This window comes from Kitasatospora sp. NPDC098663 (genome assembly GCF_044760075.1).
GTDB lineage: Bacteria > Actinomycetota > Actinomycetes > Streptomycetales > Streptomycetaceae > Kitasatospora.
In genome coordinates, this window is sequence record NZ_JBIWAP010000019.1 from 128,153 (window position 1) to 145,393 (window position 17,241).

A 17,241-nucleotide genomic window follows, 5' to 3' on the forward strand; every position below is an offset into this window, starting at 1 on the left:
GCTGGCAGAGGGCCGGGCCGGGCACCAGCAAGCGGCGCTCACTCCCGGCGTTCAGCAGCGCTTACGGCGCCCCGGCGGGCGGCTCGTCGGGCGGGCCCTCGGGAGTGCCCGGCTCGCTGGGGTCGACCAGATGGCCGTTCACGCGCGGCTCACTCTCGGTCAGCCCCTGGGCCGCCAGCCGCTCGCTCGCCGCCAGCAGCGCGCTCTGCAGCGCCTCGGCCGCCGCCCGCACCGCCGGCGGCGCCCCCCACGGTCCGGTGCGGCGCAGCAGACGCACCAGGTAGGCGCCCGGCACCGGCAGCGTGGTGACGGTGCCGGCGCCCGGGCCGATCAGGGCGGCGGCGTTCGCGGGCAGGATCGCCGCGCCCAGACGGGCGGCGAGCATGGAGTAGACGGCGAAGCGGTAGCGGGCGGTGTGCTCGACCAGGGGCACGATGTCGTGCCGGGTGGCCAGGCGCTGGAAGGCCAGCTGCCGGGGTGAGCCGGCCGGGGCGGCGATCCAGGGGCGGCCGGACAGTTGGGCGGGGTCGGTGAGCGGGGGCCAGTCGGAGGGGACGACCAGGCGGTAGGCGTCCTCGAACATGACGCTCGCCTTGACGCCGGGCGGCAGCGGGGTGGGTTCCTGCCGGTCGTCCTCGATGACCAGGACGTCCAGTTCGCCCAGGCGCAGCGCGCGCAGGCCCTCCTGCCGTCCGGTCTCCACCAGGCGGGGGGCCAGGTCGGGGTGGGTGCGGGCGAGCAGGTGGACGGCGGTGGTGGCGAAGAAGGTGATGGCGGGCGCCGGCACGCCGATGGCGACCGGGCCGGCGGCAGCGGCGCCGAGTGCGCGCAGGTCGCGGGCGGCGTCCTGGAGCGCCTGGCCGATCCGGTCGCCGTAACCCGCCAACAGGCGGCCTGCGGCGGTCAGTTCGGCCCGCCCGCCGGTGCGGTCCACCAGGGGGACGCCGACCTCGCGTTCCAGCCGGCCCAACTGCTGGGACACCGCGGAGGGGGTGTGGCCCAGCGCGCGCGAGGCGCCCGCCACGCTGCCGGCGTCGGCGATCTGGCGCAGGATCAGCAGCCTCTTCGGGTCGAGTTCCACCGCTGTACCGCCCTTTCGCCGCGCCCGGGGTCGAGGACGCCCATCCTGGCAGAGGCCGGACGCGGCGGCCTGGGCCGCCGCGTCCGGCCTGTCGGTCGGTTCGAGGGCGAAGTCGTGGAGGCTGGTTTCCCGGACTCGTGTATCCGTTCGGGCTGGACGCCCCGTTGTCCACGACCGTCCGTCCGGAGTCCGTGGGCAAACCGGTGGTGTGGCGATAGCGGGGGCGCGGCCCCGGGTTCGGTACCCGGGGCCACGCCGTAGGTGTCGTGCCTTGTCCTGTACGTGCGGACTGCTGGAAGGGGTCAGGCCTGGGCGCCGCCGGGGACCTCGGTCCAACCCGAGCTCCACTGGCCGGTGTTGTAGTCGGCGTCCTTGGTGAAGACCTTGCCGGTGGAGCCGATGGCGTAGAGGTGCATGGTGTTGCCGGTGACGGTGCTGGTGACGGCCTTGAGGCCGGTGCCGTCGAGCTTGGTCCAGGTGCCGTTCCAGCCGCCGCCGGTGTAGTTGGCGTCGGTGGTGTAGAGGGTGCCGTCGCTGCCGATGGTCTCCAGGTGCACGGTGTTGCCCGTCGCGGAGGCGGTCAGGGCCTGCGCGCCCGAGGCGCCGCCGGGGACCTCGGTCCAACCCGAGCTCCACTGGCCGGTGTTGTAGTCGGCGTCCTTGGTGTAGACCTTGCCGGTGGAGCCGATGGCGTAGAGGTGCATGGTGTTGCCGGTGACGGTGCTGGTGACGGCCTTGAGGCCGGTGCCGTCGAGCTTGGTCCAGGTGCCGTTCCAGCCGCCGCCGGTGTAGTTGGCGTCGGTGGTGTAGAGGGTGCCGTCGCTGCCGATGGTCTCCAGGTGCACGGTGTTGCCCGTCGCGGAGGCGGTCAGCGCCTGTGCGCCCGAGGCGCCGCCGGGGACCTCGGTCCAACCCGCGCTCCAGTAGCCGGTGTTGTAGTCGGCGTCCTTGGTGTAGACCTTGCCGGTGGAGCCGAGGGCGTACACGTGGACCACGTTGTTGACGGTCACGCTGGTCAGCGCCTTGAGGCCGGTGCCGTCGAGCTTGCTCCACGCTCCGCCCCAGCCGGTGCCGGCGTAGTTGGCGTCGGTGGTGTAGAGGGCGCCGTCGCTGCCGACGAGGTTGACGTGGGCGTTCCCGTCGGCGGTGGCGGAGGCGGTGATCGCCGCGCTGTTGGTGGTGGAGGGCGCGGGCGCCGGGTAGGGGTTGGCGTGGTCGGTGGCGAGGCCGGTGCCCTGGTAGCAGTTGGGCCATGCCGTGGGTCCCTGGCCGGCGAGGATCTTCTCGGCTATCAGGATCTGCTGCTGCTTGGTGGCCTGGTTGGGGTAGGCCGCGTACTGGCGCCCGCCGAAGGCGTCCCAGGTGGGCTTCGTTATCTGAAGGCCGCCGTAGAACAGGCCGTTGTTGCTGACGATGCTCCAGTTGCCGGTGCTCTCGCACTGCGCGACCTTGTCCCAGGTCGCGACCGATGCGGCGGAGGCCTGCGGGGCGATGGCGAGGAAGGAGGCGGCGAGAGCGGTGGTGACGGTTGCGGCCGGCAGGAGGCCGAGCGGGCGAGGGCGGACCTTCGACGGGCGTGCGGACATGGCGTTACCCCGGAATCGGTGAGCGGGAGGAAGCGGGAGGAAGCGGGACGGAGGCGGTGGCGGGGTCAGGCCTGGGCGCCGCCGGGGACCTCGGTCCAGCCGGGGGTCCACTGGCCGGTGTTGTAGTCGGCGTCCTTGGTGAAGACCTTGCCGGTGGAGCCGATGGCGTAGAGGTGCATGGTGTTGCCGGTGACGGTGCTGGTGACGGCCTTGAGGCCGGTGCCGTCGAGCTTGGTCCAGGTGCCGCTCCAGCCGCCGCCGGTGTAGTTGGCGTCGGTGGTGTAGAGGGTGCCGTCGCTGCCGATGGTCTCCAGGTGCACGGTGTTGCCCGTCGCCGAGGCGGTCAGCGCCTGCGCGCCCGAGGCGCCGCCGGGGACCTCGGTCCAACCCGCGCTCCACTGGCCGGTGTTGTAGTCGGCGTCCTTGGTGTAGACCTTGCCGGTGGAGCCGAGGGCGTACACGTGGACCACGTTGTTGACGGTCACGCTGGTCAGCGCCTTCAGCGCGCTCCCGTCGAGCTTGGTCCAGGCGCCGCTCCAGCCGCCGCCGGCGTAGTCGGCGTCGGTGGTGTAGAGGGTGCCGTCGCTGCCGATGGTCTCCAGGTGCACGGTGTTGCCCGTCGCCGAGGCGGTCAGCGCCTGCGCACCCGAGGCGCCGCCGGGGACCTCGGTCCAACCCGCGCTCCAGTAGCCGGTGTTGTAGTCGGCGTCCTTGGTGTAGACCTTGCCGGTGGAGCCGAGGGCGTACACGTGGACCACGTTGTTGACGGTCACGCTGGTCAGCGCCTTCAGCGCGCTCCCGTCGAGCTTGCCCCAGGTGCCGCTCCAGCCGGCGCCGGTGTAGGCCGCGTCGGTCGACCACAGGCTGCCGTCGGAGCCGATGATCCCGACGTGAGCGGTGTTGTCGCTGGTAACGGCAGCGGTGATGGCACCGGCGGTGGAGACGGGCGCCGGGTTCGGGGCGTCCGCGACGATCTTGTTGTAGCGGAGACCGAAGTACTCGCTGGCCGGGTGTCCGGCGATGTTCCCGTTACTGTCACCGGTGAGGTAGGTGACGCCGGCCCTGACGTTGAGCGTGGGGTTGACCTCGTCGATGTAGGCGAACCGGCCTGCGGCCTTGTTGACCCAGTGGTCGAAGAGGATGACGTGGCCGGACGGCTTGATGGAGCCGTCGCCGGGGTCGTTGTCCAGGGCGTCACCGGGCTGGAGGTCCGACAGCGCCACCCGGGTCGTCAGCGCCCGGTTGTCGAGGCTGTCAGTGTTCTCGCTGGTGTTCAGGTGCCAGGCCATGGAGACGAAGCCCGAGCAGTCCTGCCGGTAGGTCTTGCTGCCGGTGACATCGGTGGCGTACGCGCCCTGGTTGTAGGGGATCCATCGAACGAGCCAGTCATTGGCCCGCGACATCACCTCGGACGTGGTGATCGAGCCGCCGACAGACGAGGCCGCCTGGGCGGAGGAGGTGCCGAACACCATCGCGCCGGAGGCGGCGGACACGGCCAGGGCTGCGGCCAGAGCGGTGCGCGTGAACGAGGACTTGACGATGGACATGGAGGATCTCCTGTGAAAGAAAGGCGGAATACGGGTGTTGCGAAGCTGCGCGGCGCGCAGGGTGCGCAGGCACGACGTGCCTGCACGGCTTGCTGGGGGACGAGAGCGCGCGGCGATTGACCGGGCATCGCGGCGACTAAAATCGCCAAAGCCCACGGCCCGGCGGGGCTTCAGGCAGGGATCGGTGGTGGTCCAGGGCGAAGCCGTACTGGGAAAGCGGTCCGCGCACCCGGCCCAGGAGGGCCCGCGCACGGTCGAGGGCGGCCGACTCGGAGTCGGAGCGGACGAAGAGGTAGATCTCCAGGCCCTCCGCGACGGATCGGATGGTGAGGTGTTCGAGCCCCTCGAACGGCCTGGCGTGAGCCCAGATCAGGTCCTCGACGAGCGGGCCGATCGGACCGGCGGGAGGGTCGGCGCCCGAGCCGTTCAGACGGGCGAGCACAACCCGCATGGAGTCAGTCCCATCCGATGACCTGAGAGGGTGCGTCCCAGCCGATGACCCGAGAGGGCGCGTCCCAGCCGATGACCTGTGAGGATTCGGCACGACCGGCCTGTGCGCCGGTGCCGGTGCCGGTGCCGGTCACGGTGAAGGCGGCAGAAGCGCCGACAAGCGGGAGCAGGGCGGCGAGGGCGCCGGTGACGATCACGGAAGCGGTGCGGAGCACAGGGGTCCCCAGAGGAGTTGATGGCGGATCGGGCCGAAGTGGGCCTACGTCATCCGGGAGCCGGGGGGCTGCGGTCCCCGTCGTCCCGGTGATCACCATCCTGCCGGGCCGGCCACGTCGGGGGAACGGGTGCCAGCTGTCACCAATAGGCCGGGCCGCTTGGTGCCACCGACACAAGTAGCGATTATGATCGCCACTATCGGAGGTTCGCCGACGCCGACGTTGGGGCTGGGGGATGCCAAGTGCTGGATGTTTTCGGAGTGGACTCTCGCGCAGAAGCTGTCTACCGGGAGATGTTGGAGGGGACTTCCGGTGGCGTCGCCGAGCTCGCGACACAGGCTGGAACCACCGAGTCGGAGGTGCGGGAGGCACTGGATCGACTGGTCGAATTGGGCCTGCTGACTCCGTCCCGGGAAACCGTCGGGGGCCTGCGCGCCGTCAGTCTGGAGGCCGGACTGGCGCACCTGCTGCGTCGGCAGGAGGAGGAACTGGCCAGGCGTCACCACGCGCTGGCGGCAGGCAAGGCTGCTGCGGCCCGGGCTGTCGCCGAGTACTCGGCCCTGCGGCCCGACACGGATCGGGACGGCAATGAACGCCTCCTCGGTCTCGATGCCATCCAGGCCCGCCTGGAGGTCCTCACCCGGCGGCTCGGCGAGGAGTGCTTGTCGATCATCCCGGGCGGCGCTCAGTCCGAGGCGAGTATCGAGGCCTCGCGGCCCCTGGACGAGCAGGCGTTGAACCGGAAGGTGCGGATGCGCGCCGTCTACCAGGAGAGCGTCCGCAACGACCCGGCGACGTTCGAGTACGCCCAGTGGACCACCGAACGCGGCGGGGAGGTCCGCACGAGTCCCGTACTGCCCAGCCGCCTCCTGGTCTTCGACCGGACCACGGCCCTCGTCCCGATTGACCCGGGCGACTCCCGCCTGGGTGCCCTGTGCACCACCTCCCCCGGCATCGTGGCCACCCTCGTCGCACTCTTCGAGCAGACCTGGGAGGCAGCCGTTCCGCTCGGCGCGGTGCGGAGCCGGGATACCGAGGGCGGGATCAGTCAGGGAGAACGGGAGCTGCTGAAGCTGTTGGCGTCGGGCATGACGGACGAGGCCGCGGGCAAGCGCCTGGGCGTGTCGATGCGTACGGTGCGTCGGCAGATGGCGGCGCTGATGGAACGGCTCCAGGCGACCAGCAGGTTCGAGGCCGGGCTGAAGGCGGCCCAACGCGGTTGGTTGTGATGCCGCGTCGCCTCACGCCTCACGCGCGCACGTACTCGGGAGGGTACGGTCGGGAGCCCGTCCCTCCTCCGGCCCGGCTACGTCCCCGACCCGCTGCCGCCGGGCCCCCGGTAGGCGTCCGCGACGGCGAGCATCCAGGCGATCTCCTCGCGCGAGGAGCGGCCGCCGGCGGTGACGTCGAGAGCGGCGGGCGGTGCGGGGGCGGCGAGGTTCCGCGCCCGGTGCCGGACGGCCGTACGCAGCCAGCGGGCTTCGACGCTGGCGAGATGCTCCCCCGCGTCGATGCCCGTGACGATGCCCGCGTCGATGCCCGTGTCGACGGCCACAGTGCCCCCGGGGGCCTGGGAGTCTTCCCGCAGAACGAGGGCCGCGTCGCGGATGGCGAAGACGCGGTGCGCGAGGTCGACGGAGCGGTCGCCGAAAGTCAGCAGGTCGCGCAGCCGACCGCTCGAGGTGCCGAGCACCACCTGCGGCACGGCCGCGGTGACGTCCGCCCAGAGCGGGTGGAGCCGCCACAGCGCGTACTGGTCGCGCAGGTAGCCGACCAGGACGCGGGCGGGTGGTATGGAGACGCCGAGCACGAACAGGACGATCATGACGGCGGGCAGGAGTTCGCAGACCGGGTCGGTGAGGGGCACCGGCTTCCCGCCGGCGTCGAGCTGTGTGGCGTCCCCGTGGCTCAGGACGAAGTAGACCCGGTAGAGCGTGTAGAGCACGCCGGTGGCGCTCGCCATCGCCATGCAGGTGACCCCGACGCGCAGTGGGCCGGGTGAAACGCTCGCACGGTTGGACCAGAAGAGGACGGCGGCCCGCAGGGCGGCGACCGCGAAGGCCGTGTTGAACACGCTCAGGTAGAGCTCGACCCCGGGGTCGCCGTAGTGGGCGTCGATGCCGAACGCGCCGTCGTAGTCGTGCGGGAGGGCGAAGACGAACAGCAGGGTGAGCGCGACGGCGGCGGCACCGGTGAACAGCAGCCGCGCACGTGCGGCACCGGCCCGCCGCGGCCCGCCGCGGACGGCCTGGACGTACTCCAGCAGGAAGTACGCCGCCGCCAGCCCGGTGAGGTGCTTGACCAGCAGTGTCACGTCCCGGATACCGGTCAGGTCTGCGAGTGCGGTCTCGACCGCCGCCGGCCGGACGCTGACCCCGGCGGCGATCGCGGTGAAGCTCCCCCAGAGTGAACGGTTCACCCTGCCGGCGAAGGCCGACGGGGCCCGCCATAGCACGACGCCCCAGGCGAGTACGGGCATCAGCCAGGTGAACAGCGGGCGCATCAGGGGAACCTCCAGCGGCGTGGGCGTACGGGATGTGCGAGGCTCTCGGCCAGGCGGCCGGAGACCGGGCTCAGCTCGGCGGCCGTGCCGACCAGCCCGGCCAGCAGCAGCGCGATCATCTCGGCCTCCTGCTCCTCGGCTGTGTCGTAGCTGGTCCGGCCCGCGCCCAGGACCTCGGCGACCAGCTCCGGGGTCAGGTCGGGCAGCACCGCGGCCAACCGGGACAGTTCGAGGGACCCGCTGTGGCCGCAGAGGACGTGGCCGAGCTCGTGGAGCTTGATCAGGTCCTGGTGGGCCGGGCTGGTGCGCTCCTCGTAGTAGACGACGTCGATGCTGGGCAGCGCGATCCACAGACCGCAAGGAAGGTCGGTGCCGAGGGCGGGCAGCGGTTCCAGGACGATCGGGCGCCTTCGGAGATCCTCCAGCAGGACGCGGAAGCCCTCGACGGTGAAGGGATCGGGCAGGTCCAGCTCCGCGAGCCGCTGCTCGCAACGCCTGCGCAGGCCGCGGGGAAACGCCATGGGGCAGAAGGTTCTTTCGGACGTGACAGACAGGTGCGGGGAGTGCGGACGGGTACGGACCTCAAGGACTGGGTTCCACGGGGACGAGAGCCCCGCTCATGTCCTACCGGCGGGGCCCTCTTCGCGTCCCGCGGCGTGCTCCTCGACCTGGCGGAGGTTGTCGGCGAGGGCGAGGAGCACCCTCAGACTGCCGTTCGAAAGCGTGGAGGCCCGCTGGACCAGGCTGACCACCCCGTCGTTGCCCAGTGCCTGCCGCAGCTCGCCGATCTTCTCCAGCTGTTCCAGCTGCTCGTCCACCACGGCGGCCTTGGAGTCGTCCAGGAAGTAACTCGCGCCGGCGCTGATGCCGAAACCCCGGCCCAGCCAGTCGAGTGTCTCCACCGTGGGGTTGGAGGCCTGGCCCTTCTGGTTCAGGCCGAGGTGCAGATTGCGGATGGTGTCCCGCGAGATGACGTCCCGGCCCGCCAGACGGTTGATCCGCTCAGCGAGTTCCCGGTAGGCCGGAGGCCGCCCACCGGACCTGGCCGCCTCCCGGGCCATGAGCCGCTCCACCCGACGGGCGATCGCCGAGGCGCGGTCAGTCGGCTGATCCGGTCCGCCGGTCGCTGCTGCCTTCACCTCTATGCCCTCCTCCAACCCCGCCACGATACCGGATACCCCACGCCCCGTCCGGAGGCAGGACGTCCGGGAACGGCGCCCGACGCCGCTTCGAGCGGTGCGGCTGCGACCCGCAGATCGGCTACGCCCAGTCGAAGACGGCGAACTCCCTGTTCGCCGTCGAGGCGACCCGCCTGTGGGAGTCCGATGGCATCGTCGCCAATGCGGTGAACCCCGGTGGTGTCGCAACGGGTCTGCAGCGGAACTTCACCGCGCAGCAGAAGCGGTCACTCGCCGCGGCCGACGCCGAGGCCGAGCGGTCACGCGAGTGACCCGCGCGGTCCCGGCCCACGGGCGGTGCCCGCATGGTCGGATCAGGAGCATCCGGAGCTGATCTCGCGGAAGTCGGCGTAGTGGTCGTCGCTGTACCAGACCTGTTGGGCGGCGGGGTCGCGGACCAGGCGTTCGGCGTCGCGGTGCTGGCCGGGCTGGCGCGGGTTGACGTCGTACTCGCGGTAGTGGCCGTCCTGGGGGAGGTCGCCGCTGCGGTTTCCGTAGACGTTGCTGCCGCGGATCACGAAGGGGGAGCCGGCCACCGGGTAGTCCCGGGGGGCGTTCGCGGTCGGCCACTGCAGGTCGTGCCAGATGCGGCACGCCTCCTCGACCTGGGGCGGGAACTGGTCGACGGGCAGCGAGGGTTCGAGGATGTCGCGGACGATCCGCGGCGCGGGGTGGGCCGCGGGGGCGGCGGCGGCCGGGGCGGCGGAGGGAACGGTGACGGCCGTCAGGAACAGCGCGGCGGCGGCCGTGCGGATGAGCTTTCCGGGTGTGGTCACGCATCGGCCAACGACATGCGGGCGTCCCGGGTGCGCGGAGACACCCGGACGGCCCAGCCCTGGACTCGACGGCCGGGCCGTAGGGTGGAGCGGGTGGATGATCTCTGGGGGCGCCTGCGGGTGCGGGTGGTGCCGCTGCTGGCGGCCGGGGTGACGGTGGCGGCCGGGCTGGGCGTGCGGGCCGGGCTGGGCGGGGACGTCGCGAAGTACGCCGGGGACGCGCTCTACACGGTGCTGGTGTACGCGCTGGTGGTGTTGGTCGCGCCCCGTGTGCGGCCGGGGCGGGCGGCGGTGGTGGCGGCGGGGCTGAGCTGGGCGGTGGAGCTGTTCCAGATCACCGGGGTGCCCGACGAGTTGGGGCGGCGCAGCGGGCTGGCCCGGTTGGTGCTGGGGTCGACGTTCAATCCGCCGGACCTGTTCTGGTACCTGGTCGGCGCCGTGTTCGCCGCGCTGGTGCACCGGGTGCTGCGGACCGCGAAGGCCGCAAGGGCTGCGAGGAGGACCGCAGCACCCGGTGCCGTCTGACGCGACGTCAGAGCGGAAGCAGGTCGGGCCGCTTGGCCTCGACGTGGTCCCCCGAGGACTCCCCGCGCAGCCGTCGGCCGACCCAGGGGAGCAGGTACTCGCGGGCCCACTGGAGGTTCTCGCGCCGCTGGTCGGCGGGGGACAGCTCCGGGGTGGCCGGCCAGGGCGCCTCCGGGTCCTGCTCGGTGCGCAGCCCCAGGGAGCGGGCGGCCAGCAGGGCGACCCGCTGGTGGCCTTCGGGGGAGAGGTGCAGCCGGTCCTCGCTCCAGGCCCGGCGGTCCTGGACGGCGCGCAGCGACCACAGGTCGGCCACCTTGCACCCGTTGCGGTCGGCGACCGCCCGCATGTGCCCGTTGTAGGTGGCGATCTTGCCGCGCAGGTGCTTGAACAGCGGTACGTCCCGGGTGTCGAAGCCGGTGCAGATCAGCACCGTCCCGGCGGAGGCGGTGAGTTGGGCGATGGCCGCCTCGAAGCGCTCGGCGACCTCGTCCGGGTCGCTGCCGGGCCGCAGGATGTCGTTGCCGCCGGCGCAGAAGGTGACCAGGTCGGGCTGGAGCCGGCGGACCTGCGGTACCTGCTCGGCCGTGATCTGGTCCAGCAGCCGGCCGCGCACCGCCAGGTTGGCGTAGCGGAACCCGCCCGGCGGCCGTCCGTCGGCGAGCAGCCCGGCCAGGCGGTCGGCCCAGCCGGCGAAGGCGCCGTCGGCACCGGGGTCGTTCAGGCCCTCGGTGAAGCTGTCGCCGAGGGCGGCATACGAACTGAGGTCAAGGGTCTCCTGGAGGTTCGGCATGAAGGAGATAGTTCACCCATTCAAGTGACCTACGCCACCGTAGGTGACCCCGCCGGCACGTGAGATGGGCCACGTGCCCCACCCGGAATACAACCGGGTGCAGAGCGGCGGCCCCCGGAAACCACAAGATCCCGCCCCTCTTCCGCTTTTGGGCCCGCCCGGACGATGCTCGAAGGGCGCGGCCGGCCCGGCCGCCGTCCTTCCAGGGGGAAGACAACCATGGCTCCGAATCCGACCTCCGGCCTGTCCGGGCAGTGGTCCGTCGACGACCGCTGCACCAACTGCGACGTGGCCCGGCAGCTCGCGCCAGGACTGATCCGTGAGCGCGCCGGCCGCTCCGAGCTGGTCCGCCAGCCGCGCGACGGGGCCGAGCACCGCCGGCTGCTCGCCGCCGCCCACGCCTGCCCCACCCGCTCCATCCGGCCGGGCACCGGCCCGCTCGACCCGGCCACCGACCCCTTCCCGCTGGGCCTCGACGACGGCCTGCTGCTGCTCGGCCACAACTCCCGCCACAACGCCGGGGCCAACTCCTACCTCTGCCGCCGCCCCACGGGCTGGCTGATGGTCGACACTCCCCGCTTCGCCGAGCCGCTCGCGGCCCGGTACGAGGCTCTCGGCCCGGTCACCGACATCCTGCTGACGCACCGCGACCACGCGGCGCACGGCCGGGCGTACGCCGACCGGCTCGGCGCCCGGCTCTGGATCCACGAGGGCGACCTGGACGCCGCGCCCGACGCCGACCGGGTGCTGCGCGGCGTCGAGCCGGTGGAGGTCGCCCCCGGCGTCACCGCCCACCCCTTCCCCGGCCACACCCGCGGCAGCGTGCTGTACCTGGTCGACGAGCGGTACTGCTTCACCGGCGACACCCTGTACTGGTCCCGCACCACCGGTGACCTGGAGGTGTACGACACCGTCACCTGGTACTCGATCGAGGAGCTCTCCGCCTCGCTGGACCGCAGCCTGGACGCGCTGCGCTTCGAGTGGCTGCTGCCCGGGCACGGCCAGCGGCACCGGATGCCCGCCGAGGAGGCGGCGGCCCGGCTGCGGGCGCTCGCCGACCGCTGCCGGGGCCTGCGGACCGCGCCGGTGGACTTCGGCGCGGTCCGCTGGTGACACCTCGGCGCGGCCCGTCCCCGTGACGTTCGGCGCGGCCCGTCCCCGTGACGTTCGGCGCGGCCCGCCCCCGTGACGCTCGGTGCGGTCCGTCCCGTGGCGATCGGCCGCGCGTGCGCCGGAGCCCGCGCCGGGTGCGCGGGGGCCTGCGCCCGCCGGGGGCGCCCGCGCGGGTGTGCGAACAGCCCCGCCGGGGCAGCGGCCTGGGGAACGGAATCCCCGAACTCCCCTGTACCCGAGGATGGTTGAGGAATGCCCACGCAGACACCGGAGCGCACCGCCAGGCCGCGGCGCTACCTGATGTGCCGGCCGACGTACTTCACCGTCGACTACGCGATCAACCCGTGGATGGACCCGGCACAGCCCACCGACACCGCGCTCGCCGTCCGCCAGTGGGAGCGGCTGTACTGGCTGTACCGCCGCCTCGGCCACACCGTCGAGCTGATCGACCCGGTGCCCGGCCTGCCCGACATGGTCTACGCCGCCAACGGCGCGACCGTGCTGGACGGCCGGGCGCTGGTCGCGACCTTCCGCTACCCGGAGCGGGCCGCCGAGTCCGAGGCCTACCAGGCCTGGTTCCGCTCGCACGGCTACCGCGAGGTGCACCGCGCCGGGCACGTCAACGAGGGCGAGGGCGACCACCTGGTGGCCGGCGGCCGGGTGCTCGCCGGGACGGGCTTTCGCACCTCCCGGGCCGCGCACGCGGAGGCGGGCGAGTTCTTCGGCGTCCCGGTGGTCGGCCTGACCCTGGTCGACCCGCGCTTCTACCACCTGGACACGGCGCTGGCCGTGCTCGCCGACGACCACGTCATGTACTACCCGGAGGCCTTCGACGCCGACAGCCGGGCCGCGCTGCGCACCCTGTACCCGGACGCGATCCTCGCCGACCGGGCCGACGCCGAGGTGTTCGGCCTCAACGCGGTCTCGGACGGGCGCCGGGTGCTGCTGCCCGAGGCGGCGAAACACCTGGCCGGTCGGCTCGTCGAGCACGGCTACCAGCCGGTCCCGGTGGACGTCTCGGAGCTGTTGAAGGGCGGCGGCGGAGCCAAGTGCTGCACGCTGGAGCTGCGGCCCGCCTGAGTCCGGCCCCGCAGTCGGAGCTGCCCTCGGCGCTGCCCTCCGCGTTGCCCTCGCGGACCTTCCCGGCCGCCCCGCCGTCCGGTGGAGCGTGGCTGGGGCATCCGGGGCATCCGGGGCATCCGGGGCGGAGGTGGCGATGAGCCGAGCCGCCGCGGCCCGGGTCGGGTCGGCTCGGTCAGCCCTCGACCAGCAGCACCTCCAGGGTGCGCGGGCCGTGCACGCCCTCGACCCGGTCGAGCTCGATGTCGCTGGTCGCGGACGGCCCGGAGATCCAGGTCTGCGGGCGGGCCGGGGCGAGCCGGGGGAGTGCGAGCGGCACGGAGGCGACGACCTGCCCGGGGGCCCGGACGACGCACAGGTGGTGGTCCGGGACGAGGGTGAGCAGCCGCCGCCCCTGGCCCGGTCCGGCGTCCAGCACGATCGTCCCGGTCTCGGCGATCGCGAGCGCGCAGCCGGTGACGACGCTGTCCACGGCGTCGAGCCGGGCGGCGGTGAGCGTACCGTCGTCGGGGACGGCCGTGACGGCGGTGGCGCTGAGCCAGCCGGGCGGCAGGCCGGGCGGCACGGCGACCGTGCGGCTGCCGCGTTCGGCCAGCAACCGGGCCAGGACGCCGGGCAGTTCGGCCTCGGTGCAGCGGTGTACCCGGGCCCGGTAGTCGGCCAGGTTGTGGTGCAGCAGGTCGAGCAGGGCCGCCGGATCGTCCGGACTGTGCGTGCGCAGGTAGTCCCGGGCGACCGGCTCCTCCGCTGCCAGGCCCCGGTCGGGGGCCCGGTCCTGGTCCCGGTCCTGGTCCCGGTCCGGGCCGGGGCCGGGGTCGGCGAGTGCGGCGCGGATCCGGGCGAGCATCAACTCCCGTGCGGTCATGAGCGGTTCCTCCGCCACCAGTCGCGGAACGGTTCGGGGGGCACCTCCGGGAGGTCCCGGGTGTCGGTCCAGGCCCGGCCCGGGCCGGGCAGCCGGCGCGGGTGCAGCGCGCGGGTGCGCCCGGCGAGCCGCTCGGCGGCCGCTAGCGCCGCCGGGTGGTCGAGCACGTACCCGGCGGCCGCGATCGCGGCCCGCTCCAGCGGGTGCCCGCCCTGCTCGGCGACCCGCTCGCGCAGGTGCACCAGCACCTCGGGGATGTCGATCGCCACCGGGCAGACCTGGTAGCAGGCCCCGCAGAGCGAGGAGGCGTACGGCAGCGAGGCCTCCAAGGGGCTGGTGGTGCCGTGCAGTTGGGGTGTCAGGATGGCGCCGATCGGGCCCGGGTAGACCGAGCCGTAGGCGTGGCCGCCGGCCCGTTCGTACACCGGGCAGACGTTGAGGCAGGCCGAGCAGCGGATGCAGCGCAGCGCCTGGCGGCCGACCTGGTCGGCGAGCGCGGCGGTGCGCCCGTTGTCGAGCAGCACGAGGTGGAAGGCGGACGGGCCGTCGCCTTCCGTGGTGCCGGTCCACAGCGAGGTGTACGGGTTCATCCGCTCGGCGGTGGAGGAACGGGGGAGCAGTTGCAGGAAGACCTCCAGGTCCCGCCAGGTCGGCACGACCTTCTCGATCCCGACGACGGAGATCAGCGTGCGCGGCAGGGTGAGGCACATCCGGCCGTTGCCCTCGGACTCGACGACCACCAGGGTGCCGGTCTCGGCGACCATGAAGTTGGCGCCGGAGACCGCGACCCGGGCGCGCAGGAACTTCTCCCGCAGGTGCAGCCGGGCCGCTTCGGCGAGTTCGGCGGGGGAGTCGGTCAGGCCCTCGGGTGCGGGGCGGCCCCAGGCGGCCATCCGTTCGGCGAAGATCTCCCGGATCTCGGCGCGGTTGCGGTGGATCGCGGGCACCAGGATGTGCGAGGGCCGGTCCTCGCCCAACTGGACGATGAGCTCGGCGAGATCGGTCTCGTACGCGGTGATCCCCTCGGCGGCGAGCGCCTCGTTGAGCCCGATCTCCTGGGTGGCCATCGACTTGACCTTGACGACCTCCGTCTCTCCCGTGGCGCGGACCAGGTCGGCGACGATCCGGTTGGCCTCCTCGGCGTCGGCCGCCCAGTGCACGGTGCCGCCGGCCGCGGTGACGGCCGCCTCCAACTGGACGAGGTAGCGGTCGAGATGGCGCAGCGTGTGGTCCTTGATCGCCTTGCCGGCGGCGCGCAGTTCGGCCCAGTCGTCGAGTTCGGCGACGGCGCGGGCCCGCTTGTCCCGGATGGTGTGGGTGGCGTGCCGCAGGTTGGCGCGCAGCCGCTCGTCCCGGACGGCCGTCGCGGCGGCCTGCGGGAAGGGCGTCTGCGGGAAGGCCGGCATGCCGAGGAAGGTGCCGGTCATGCGGGCCTCCACGGGTGTTCCTCGGTGCTGGCGAGGATCTCCGCCAGGTGCAGCGGGCGCAGGGCCGCGCCCCGGCGGCGCAGCGTGCCGCCGAGGTGCAGCAGACAGGAGTTGTCGGCGCCGCACAGGACTTGGGCGCCGGTGCCGAGCGCGTGGGCGATCTTGTCCTCGGCCATGGCCGCCGAGACGGCCGCGTTCTTGACCGCGAAGGTGCCGCCGAAGCCGCAGCACTCCTCGGCGCCGGGCAGTTCGACCAGTTCCAGGCCCCGGACGGCGCGCAGCAGCCGCAGCGGCCGTTCGCCGAGGCCGAGCACCCGCAGGCCGTGGCAGGAGGGGTGGTAGGTGACGGTGTGCGGGAAGTGCGCGCCGACGTCCTCGACGCCCAGCACGTCGGTGAGGAACTCGGTCAGCTCGTACACCCGGGGCGTCAAGGAGGCTGCCATGGAGTCGAGTTCGCCGCCCCGGCCGTCGGCGGCGGCCCGGGCTCCGATCCGCGGGTAGTTGTCCCGGACCATGGCCACGCACGATCCGGAGGGCGTCACCACGTGCTCGTACCCGGCGAAGGTCCGTGCGGTGCGCCGCAGCAGGGGCTCGCACGCCTGCCGGTAGCCGGTGTTGTACTGCGGCTGCCCGCAGCAGGTCTGCCCGGCGGGGAAGTCCACGGTCACGCCGAGGCGTTCGAGCAGCCGGACGGTGGCGACCGCCGTGGCGGGGAACAGCGCGTCGTTGACGCAGGTGGCGAACAGTGCGACCCGCATCGGCCCTCCCTTCGTCCGGCGACACCGGCCGGCCCGCTCGTGATCGTACCGAGCGGGCCGGCCGGGGCGGGGGATCTCGGGGGCCTCGGGGGGTCCCGGGGGATTTCAGGCGAGCCAGAGGTCGGGGCCGAACACCTCGTAGTGGATGTCCGCCGCCGGGACGCCCGCCGCGAGGAGCTGCTCGCGGACGGCGCGCAGGAAGGGCAGCGGGCCGCACAGGTAGGCGGTGGTGCCGGTCGGGACGTCGACGGTGGAGAGGTCGACCAGGCCGGTGCGCTCGGCGGGCCAGTCGCCGAGCGGCCGCTCGTAGAAGACGTGGGCGGTGGCGTTCGGCAGCTTGGCGGTGAGCTGGGTGAGGTCGGCGCGGAAGGCGTGGGTGAGCTGGTCGCGGTCGCCGTGCACCGAGACGACCTGCCGGGTGGAGCCGGTGGCGGCGAGGTGGTCGAGCATGGCGGTCATCGGGGTGTTGCCGATGCCGGCGGAGGCGAGCAGCACCGGCCCGTCGCCGTCGCCGTCGGCGAGGGCGATGTCGCCGAGCGGGGGCGCGAGGTGGACGAGGCCGCCGGTGTGCAGGTGGTCGTGCAGGTGGGCGGAGACCTCGCCGCCGGGCTCGCGCTTGACGGTGAAGCGCAGCGCGCCGTCGGCGGTGCCGGAGAGGCTGTACTGGCGGATCTGCCGGGCGCCGTCGGGCAGTTCGGTGCGCACCGAGACGTACTGGCCGGGTCGGGCGGCGGGGACGGGGCCGCCGTCGGCGGGGCGCACCAGGAAGGTGGTGACGGTGTCGGTCTCCTGGTAGCGGGCGACGACGGTGTAGGGGCGCCAGAGGTCGGCCTGGTCGCCGCCGGCGGCGACCTCGGCGCGCAGCCGGTCCTCGACGGCGACGAGGGCGTTGGCCATCAGCCAGTACACCTCGTCCCAGGCGGCGGCGACCTCGGGGGTGACGGCTTCGCCGAGCACCTCGACGATGGCGGCGAAGAGGTGCTCGTGGACGATCCGGTACTGGCTGCTGTCGATTCCGACGGAGACGTGCTTGTGGGCGATCCGGGCGAGCATCGCGTCCGGCCGCTGGTCGGGGTGGGCGACCAGCGCGCCGGCGAAGGCGGCTATCGACCCGGCGAGCGCCTGTCGCTGGGTGCCGTTGGCCTGGTTGCCGCGGTTGAACAGGTCGCGCAGCAGCTCCGGGTGGGCGGCGAACATACGGTCGTAGAAGAGCGGGGTGATGTCCCCGATGGCGCCGCCCACGACGGGCAGGGTGGCCTCGATGACCTCGGCGGACTTGGCGGACAGCATCAGTCCGGCTCCTAACTGGTATGTGAGATTCGCATTAAAGGCCGTGCGTGAGCCCGG

18 protein-coding genes and 1 pseudogene are annotated in these 17,241 nt (G+C 73.0%); 5 read left to right on the forward strand and 14 right to left on the reverse strand.

Annotation, left to right across the window (positions count from 1 at the left end; translation table 11 throughout):
- Nucleotides 1-61: 61 nt before the first annotated feature.
- From ACIQVZ_RS21720 to ACIQVZ_RS21740, 5 genes are all read right to left on the reverse strand, one after another.
- Nucleotides 62-1,081 carry a LysR family transcriptional regulator gene (locus ACIQVZ_RS21720; protein WP_402452158.1) on the reverse strand — a complete coding sequence of 340 codons (1,020 nt, stop codon included), beginning with the start codon at nucleotides 1,079-1,081 and terminating at the stop codon, nucleotides 62-64.
- A 302-nt stretch (nucleotides 1,082-1,383) separates the two neighbouring features.
- Complete coding sequence (locus ACIQVZ_RS21725) at nucleotides 1,384-2,667, reverse strand: transglycosylase family protein (protein WP_402452161.1); 1,284 nt, start codon at nucleotides 2,665-2,667, stop codon at nucleotides 1,384-1,386.
- Nucleotides 2,668-2,732: 65 nt separating this feature from the next.
- A complete protein-coding gene (locus ACIQVZ_RS21730; protein ID WP_402452164.1) occupies nucleotides 2,733-4,214 on the reverse strand; it encodes a hypothetical protein in 1,482 nt (493 codons plus the stop codon).
- Nucleotides 4,215-4,350: 136 nt separating this feature from the next.
- The gene (locus ACIQVZ_RS21735; RefSeq protein WP_402452165.1) at nucleotides 4,351-4,665 is read right to left on the reverse strand and encodes a hypothetical protein; all 315 of its coding nucleotides are present in this window, start codon (nucleotides 4,663-4,665) and stop codon (nucleotides 4,351-4,353) included.
- 4 nt (nucleotides 4,666-4,669) lie between these two features.
- Complete coding sequence (locus ACIQVZ_RS21740) at nucleotides 4,670-4,861, reverse strand: hypothetical protein (RefSeq protein WP_402452168.1); 192 nt, start codon at nucleotides 4,859-4,861, stop codon at nucleotides 4,670-4,672.
- 377 nt (nucleotides 4,862-5,238) lie between these two features.
- Here ACIQVZ_RS21740 and ACIQVZ_RS21745 point away from each other — a divergent pair, with 377 nt between their 5' ends.
- Entirely contained in the window at nucleotides 5,239-6,108 is an 870-nt protein-coding gene (locus ACIQVZ_RS21745) for a LuxR C-terminal-related transcriptional regulator (RefSeq protein ID WP_402452170.1), read from the forward strand.
- A 77-nt stretch (nucleotides 6,109-6,185) separates the two neighbouring features.
- On the opposite strand, the gene ACIQVZ_RS21750 is transcribed toward ACIQVZ_RS21745, so the two are convergent.
- The 3 genes from ACIQVZ_RS21750 to ACIQVZ_RS21760 all read right to left on the reverse strand — a co-directional run bounded on the left by ACIQVZ_RS21750 (nucleotide 6,186) and on the right by ACIQVZ_RS21760 (nucleotide 8,521).
- Complete coding sequence (locus tag ACIQVZ_RS21750; RefSeq protein ID WP_402452173.1) at nucleotides 6,186-7,382, reverse strand: MAB_1171c family putative transporter; 1,197 nt, start codon at nucleotides 7,380-7,382, stop codon at nucleotides 6,186-6,188.
- Complete coding sequence (locus tag ACIQVZ_RS21755; RefSeq protein WP_402452176.1) at nucleotides 7,382-7,903, reverse strand: hypothetical protein; 522 nt, start codon at nucleotides 7,901-7,903, stop codon at nucleotides 7,382-7,384. Before ACIQVZ_RS21755 ends, ACIQVZ_RS21750 begins: the two co-directional genes overlap by 1 nt.
- Nucleotides 7,904-7,999: 96 nt before the next feature.
- The gene (locus tag ACIQVZ_RS21760; RefSeq protein WP_402452179.1) at nucleotides 8,000-8,521 is read right to left on the reverse strand and encodes a hypothetical protein; all 522 of its coding nucleotides are present in this window, start codon (nucleotides 8,519-8,521) and stop codon (nucleotides 8,000-8,002) included.
- Between the two features lie 89 nt (nucleotides 8,522-8,610).
- Here ACIQVZ_RS21760 and ACIQVZ_RS21765 point away from each other — a divergent pair.
- Nucleotides 8,611-8,808: pseudogene (locus ACIQVZ_RS21765) on the forward strand (oxidoreductase); the annotation flags it as partial.
- Nucleotides 8,809-8,874: 66 nt separating this feature from the next.
- Here the strand turns inward: ACIQVZ_RS21765 and ACIQVZ_RS21770 are convergent.
- Nucleotides 8,875-9,336, reverse strand: coding sequence for a ribonuclease domain-containing protein (locus tag ACIQVZ_RS21770; RefSeq protein ID WP_402452181.1), 462 nt, complete (start codon nucleotides 9,334-9,336; stop codon nucleotides 8,875-8,877).
- Between the two features lie 93 nt (nucleotides 9,337-9,429).
- Between ACIQVZ_RS21770 and ACIQVZ_RS21775 the strand changes: the two genes are divergently transcribed.
- Nucleotides 9,430-9,861, forward strand: coding sequence for a DUF2809 domain-containing protein (locus tag ACIQVZ_RS21775; protein ID WP_402452184.1), 432 nt, complete (start codon nucleotides 9,430-9,432; stop codon nucleotides 9,859-9,861).
- Between the two features lie 7 nt (nucleotides 9,862-9,868).
- On the opposite strand, the gene ACIQVZ_RS21780 is transcribed toward ACIQVZ_RS21775, so the two are convergent.
- On the reverse strand, nucleotides 9,869-10,651 hold the full coding sequence (locus ACIQVZ_RS21780) for an SGNH/GDSL hydrolase family protein (RefSeq protein WP_402452186.1): 783 nt from the start codon (nucleotides 10,649-10,651) through the stop codon (nucleotides 9,869-9,871).
- 219 nt (nucleotides 10,652-10,870) lie between these two features.
- On the opposite strand from ACIQVZ_RS21780, the gene ACIQVZ_RS21785 reads away from it, so the two are divergent.
- Nucleotides 10,871-11,764: an MBL fold metallo-hydrolase gene (locus tag ACIQVZ_RS21785; RefSeq protein WP_402452187.1), complete on the forward strand. Its 894-nt coding sequence runs from the start codon at nucleotides 10,871-10,873 to the stop codon at nucleotides 11,762-11,764.
- Between the two features lie 252 nt (nucleotides 11,765-12,016).
- A complete protein-coding gene (gene ddaH / locus ACIQVZ_RS21790) occupies nucleotides 12,017-12,844 on the forward strand; it encodes a dimethylargininase (RefSeq protein ID WP_402452189.1) in 828 nt (275 codons plus the stop codon).
- A 175-nt stretch (nucleotides 12,845-13,019) separates the two neighbouring features.
- On the opposite strand, the gene ACIQVZ_RS21795 is transcribed toward ddaH, so the two are convergent.
- From ACIQVZ_RS21795 to ACIQVZ_RS21810, 4 genes are all read right to left on the reverse strand, one after another.
- Nucleotides 13,020-13,709, reverse strand: a complete 690-nt coding sequence (locus ACIQVZ_RS21795) for a lactate utilization protein C (protein ID WP_402452190.1) — start codon at nucleotides 13,707-13,709, stop codon at nucleotides 13,020-13,022.
- Nucleotides 13,706-15,136, reverse strand: coding sequence for a lactate utilization protein B (locus ACIQVZ_RS21800; protein WP_402452193.1), 1,431 nt, complete (start codon nucleotides 15,134-15,136; stop codon nucleotides 13,706-13,708). Before ACIQVZ_RS21800 ends, ACIQVZ_RS21795 begins: the two co-directional genes overlap by 4 nt.
- Nucleotides 15,133-15,894 (reverse strand): (Fe-S)-binding protein, encoded by a 762-nt coding sequence (locus tag ACIQVZ_RS21805; RefSeq protein WP_402452195.1) that lies wholly within the window; start codon nucleotides 15,892-15,894, stop codon nucleotides 15,133-15,135. The genes ACIQVZ_RS21800 and ACIQVZ_RS21805 overlap by 4 nt, the downstream gene beginning before the upstream one ends.
- A 105-nt stretch (nucleotides 15,895-15,999) precedes the next feature.
- The gene (locus tag ACIQVZ_RS21810) at nucleotides 16,000-17,184 is read right to left on the reverse strand and encodes a globin domain-containing protein (RefSeq protein ID WP_402452198.1); all 1,185 of its coding nucleotides are present in this window, start codon (nucleotides 17,182-17,184) and stop codon (nucleotides 16,000-16,002) included.
- Nucleotides 17,185-17,241 lie beyond the last annotated feature (57 nt).

Coding starts and splice junctions, on each gene's coding strand:
- ACIQVZ_RS21725 (WP_402452161.1), bottom strand. CDS start 2,667: ATGTCCGCACGCCCGTCGAAGGTCCGCCCTCGCCCGCTCGGCCTCCTG.
- ACIQVZ_RS21795 (WP_402452190.1), bottom strand. CDS start 13,709: ATGACCGCACGGGAGTTGATGCTCGCCCGGATCCGCGCCGCACTCGCC.
- ACIQVZ_RS21755 (WP_402452176.1), bottom strand. CDS start 7,903: ATGGCGTTTCCCCGCGGCCTGCGCAGGCGTTGCGAGCAGCGGCTCGCG.
- ACIQVZ_RS21810 (WP_402452198.1), bottom strand. CDS start 17,184: ATGCTGTCCGCCAAGTCCGCCGAGGTCATCGAGGCCACCCTGCCCGTC.
- ddaH (WP_402452189.1), top strand. CDS start 12,017: ATGCCCACGCAGACACCGGAGCGCACCGCCAGGCCGCGGCGCTACCTG.
- ACIQVZ_RS21735 (WP_402452165.1), bottom strand. CDS start 4,665: ATGCGGGTTGTGCTCGCCCGTCTGAACGGCTCGGGCGCCGACCCTCCC.
- ACIQVZ_RS21800 (WP_402452193.1), bottom strand. CDS start 15,136: ATGACCGGCACCTTCCTCGGCATGCCGGCCTTCCCGCAGACGCCCTTC.
- ACIQVZ_RS21780 (WP_402452186.1), bottom strand. CDS start 10,651: ATGCCGAACCTCCAGGAGACCCTTGACCTCAGTTCGTATGCCGCCCTC.
- ACIQVZ_RS21750 (WP_402452173.1), bottom strand. CDS start 7,382: ATGCGCCCGCTGTTCACCTGGCTGATGCCCGTACTCGCCTGGGGCGTC.
- ACIQVZ_RS21805 (WP_402452195.1), bottom strand. CDS start 15,894: ATGCGGGTCGCACTGTTCGCCACCTGCGTCAACGACGCGCTGTTCCCC.
- ACIQVZ_RS21730 (WP_402452164.1), bottom strand. CDS start 4,214: ATGTCCATCGTCAAGTCCTCGTTCACGCGCACCGCTCTGGCCGCAGCC.
- ACIQVZ_RS21785 (WP_402452187.1), top strand. CDS start 10,871: ATGGCTCCGAATCCGACCTCCGGCCTGTCCGGGCAGTGGTCCGTCGAC.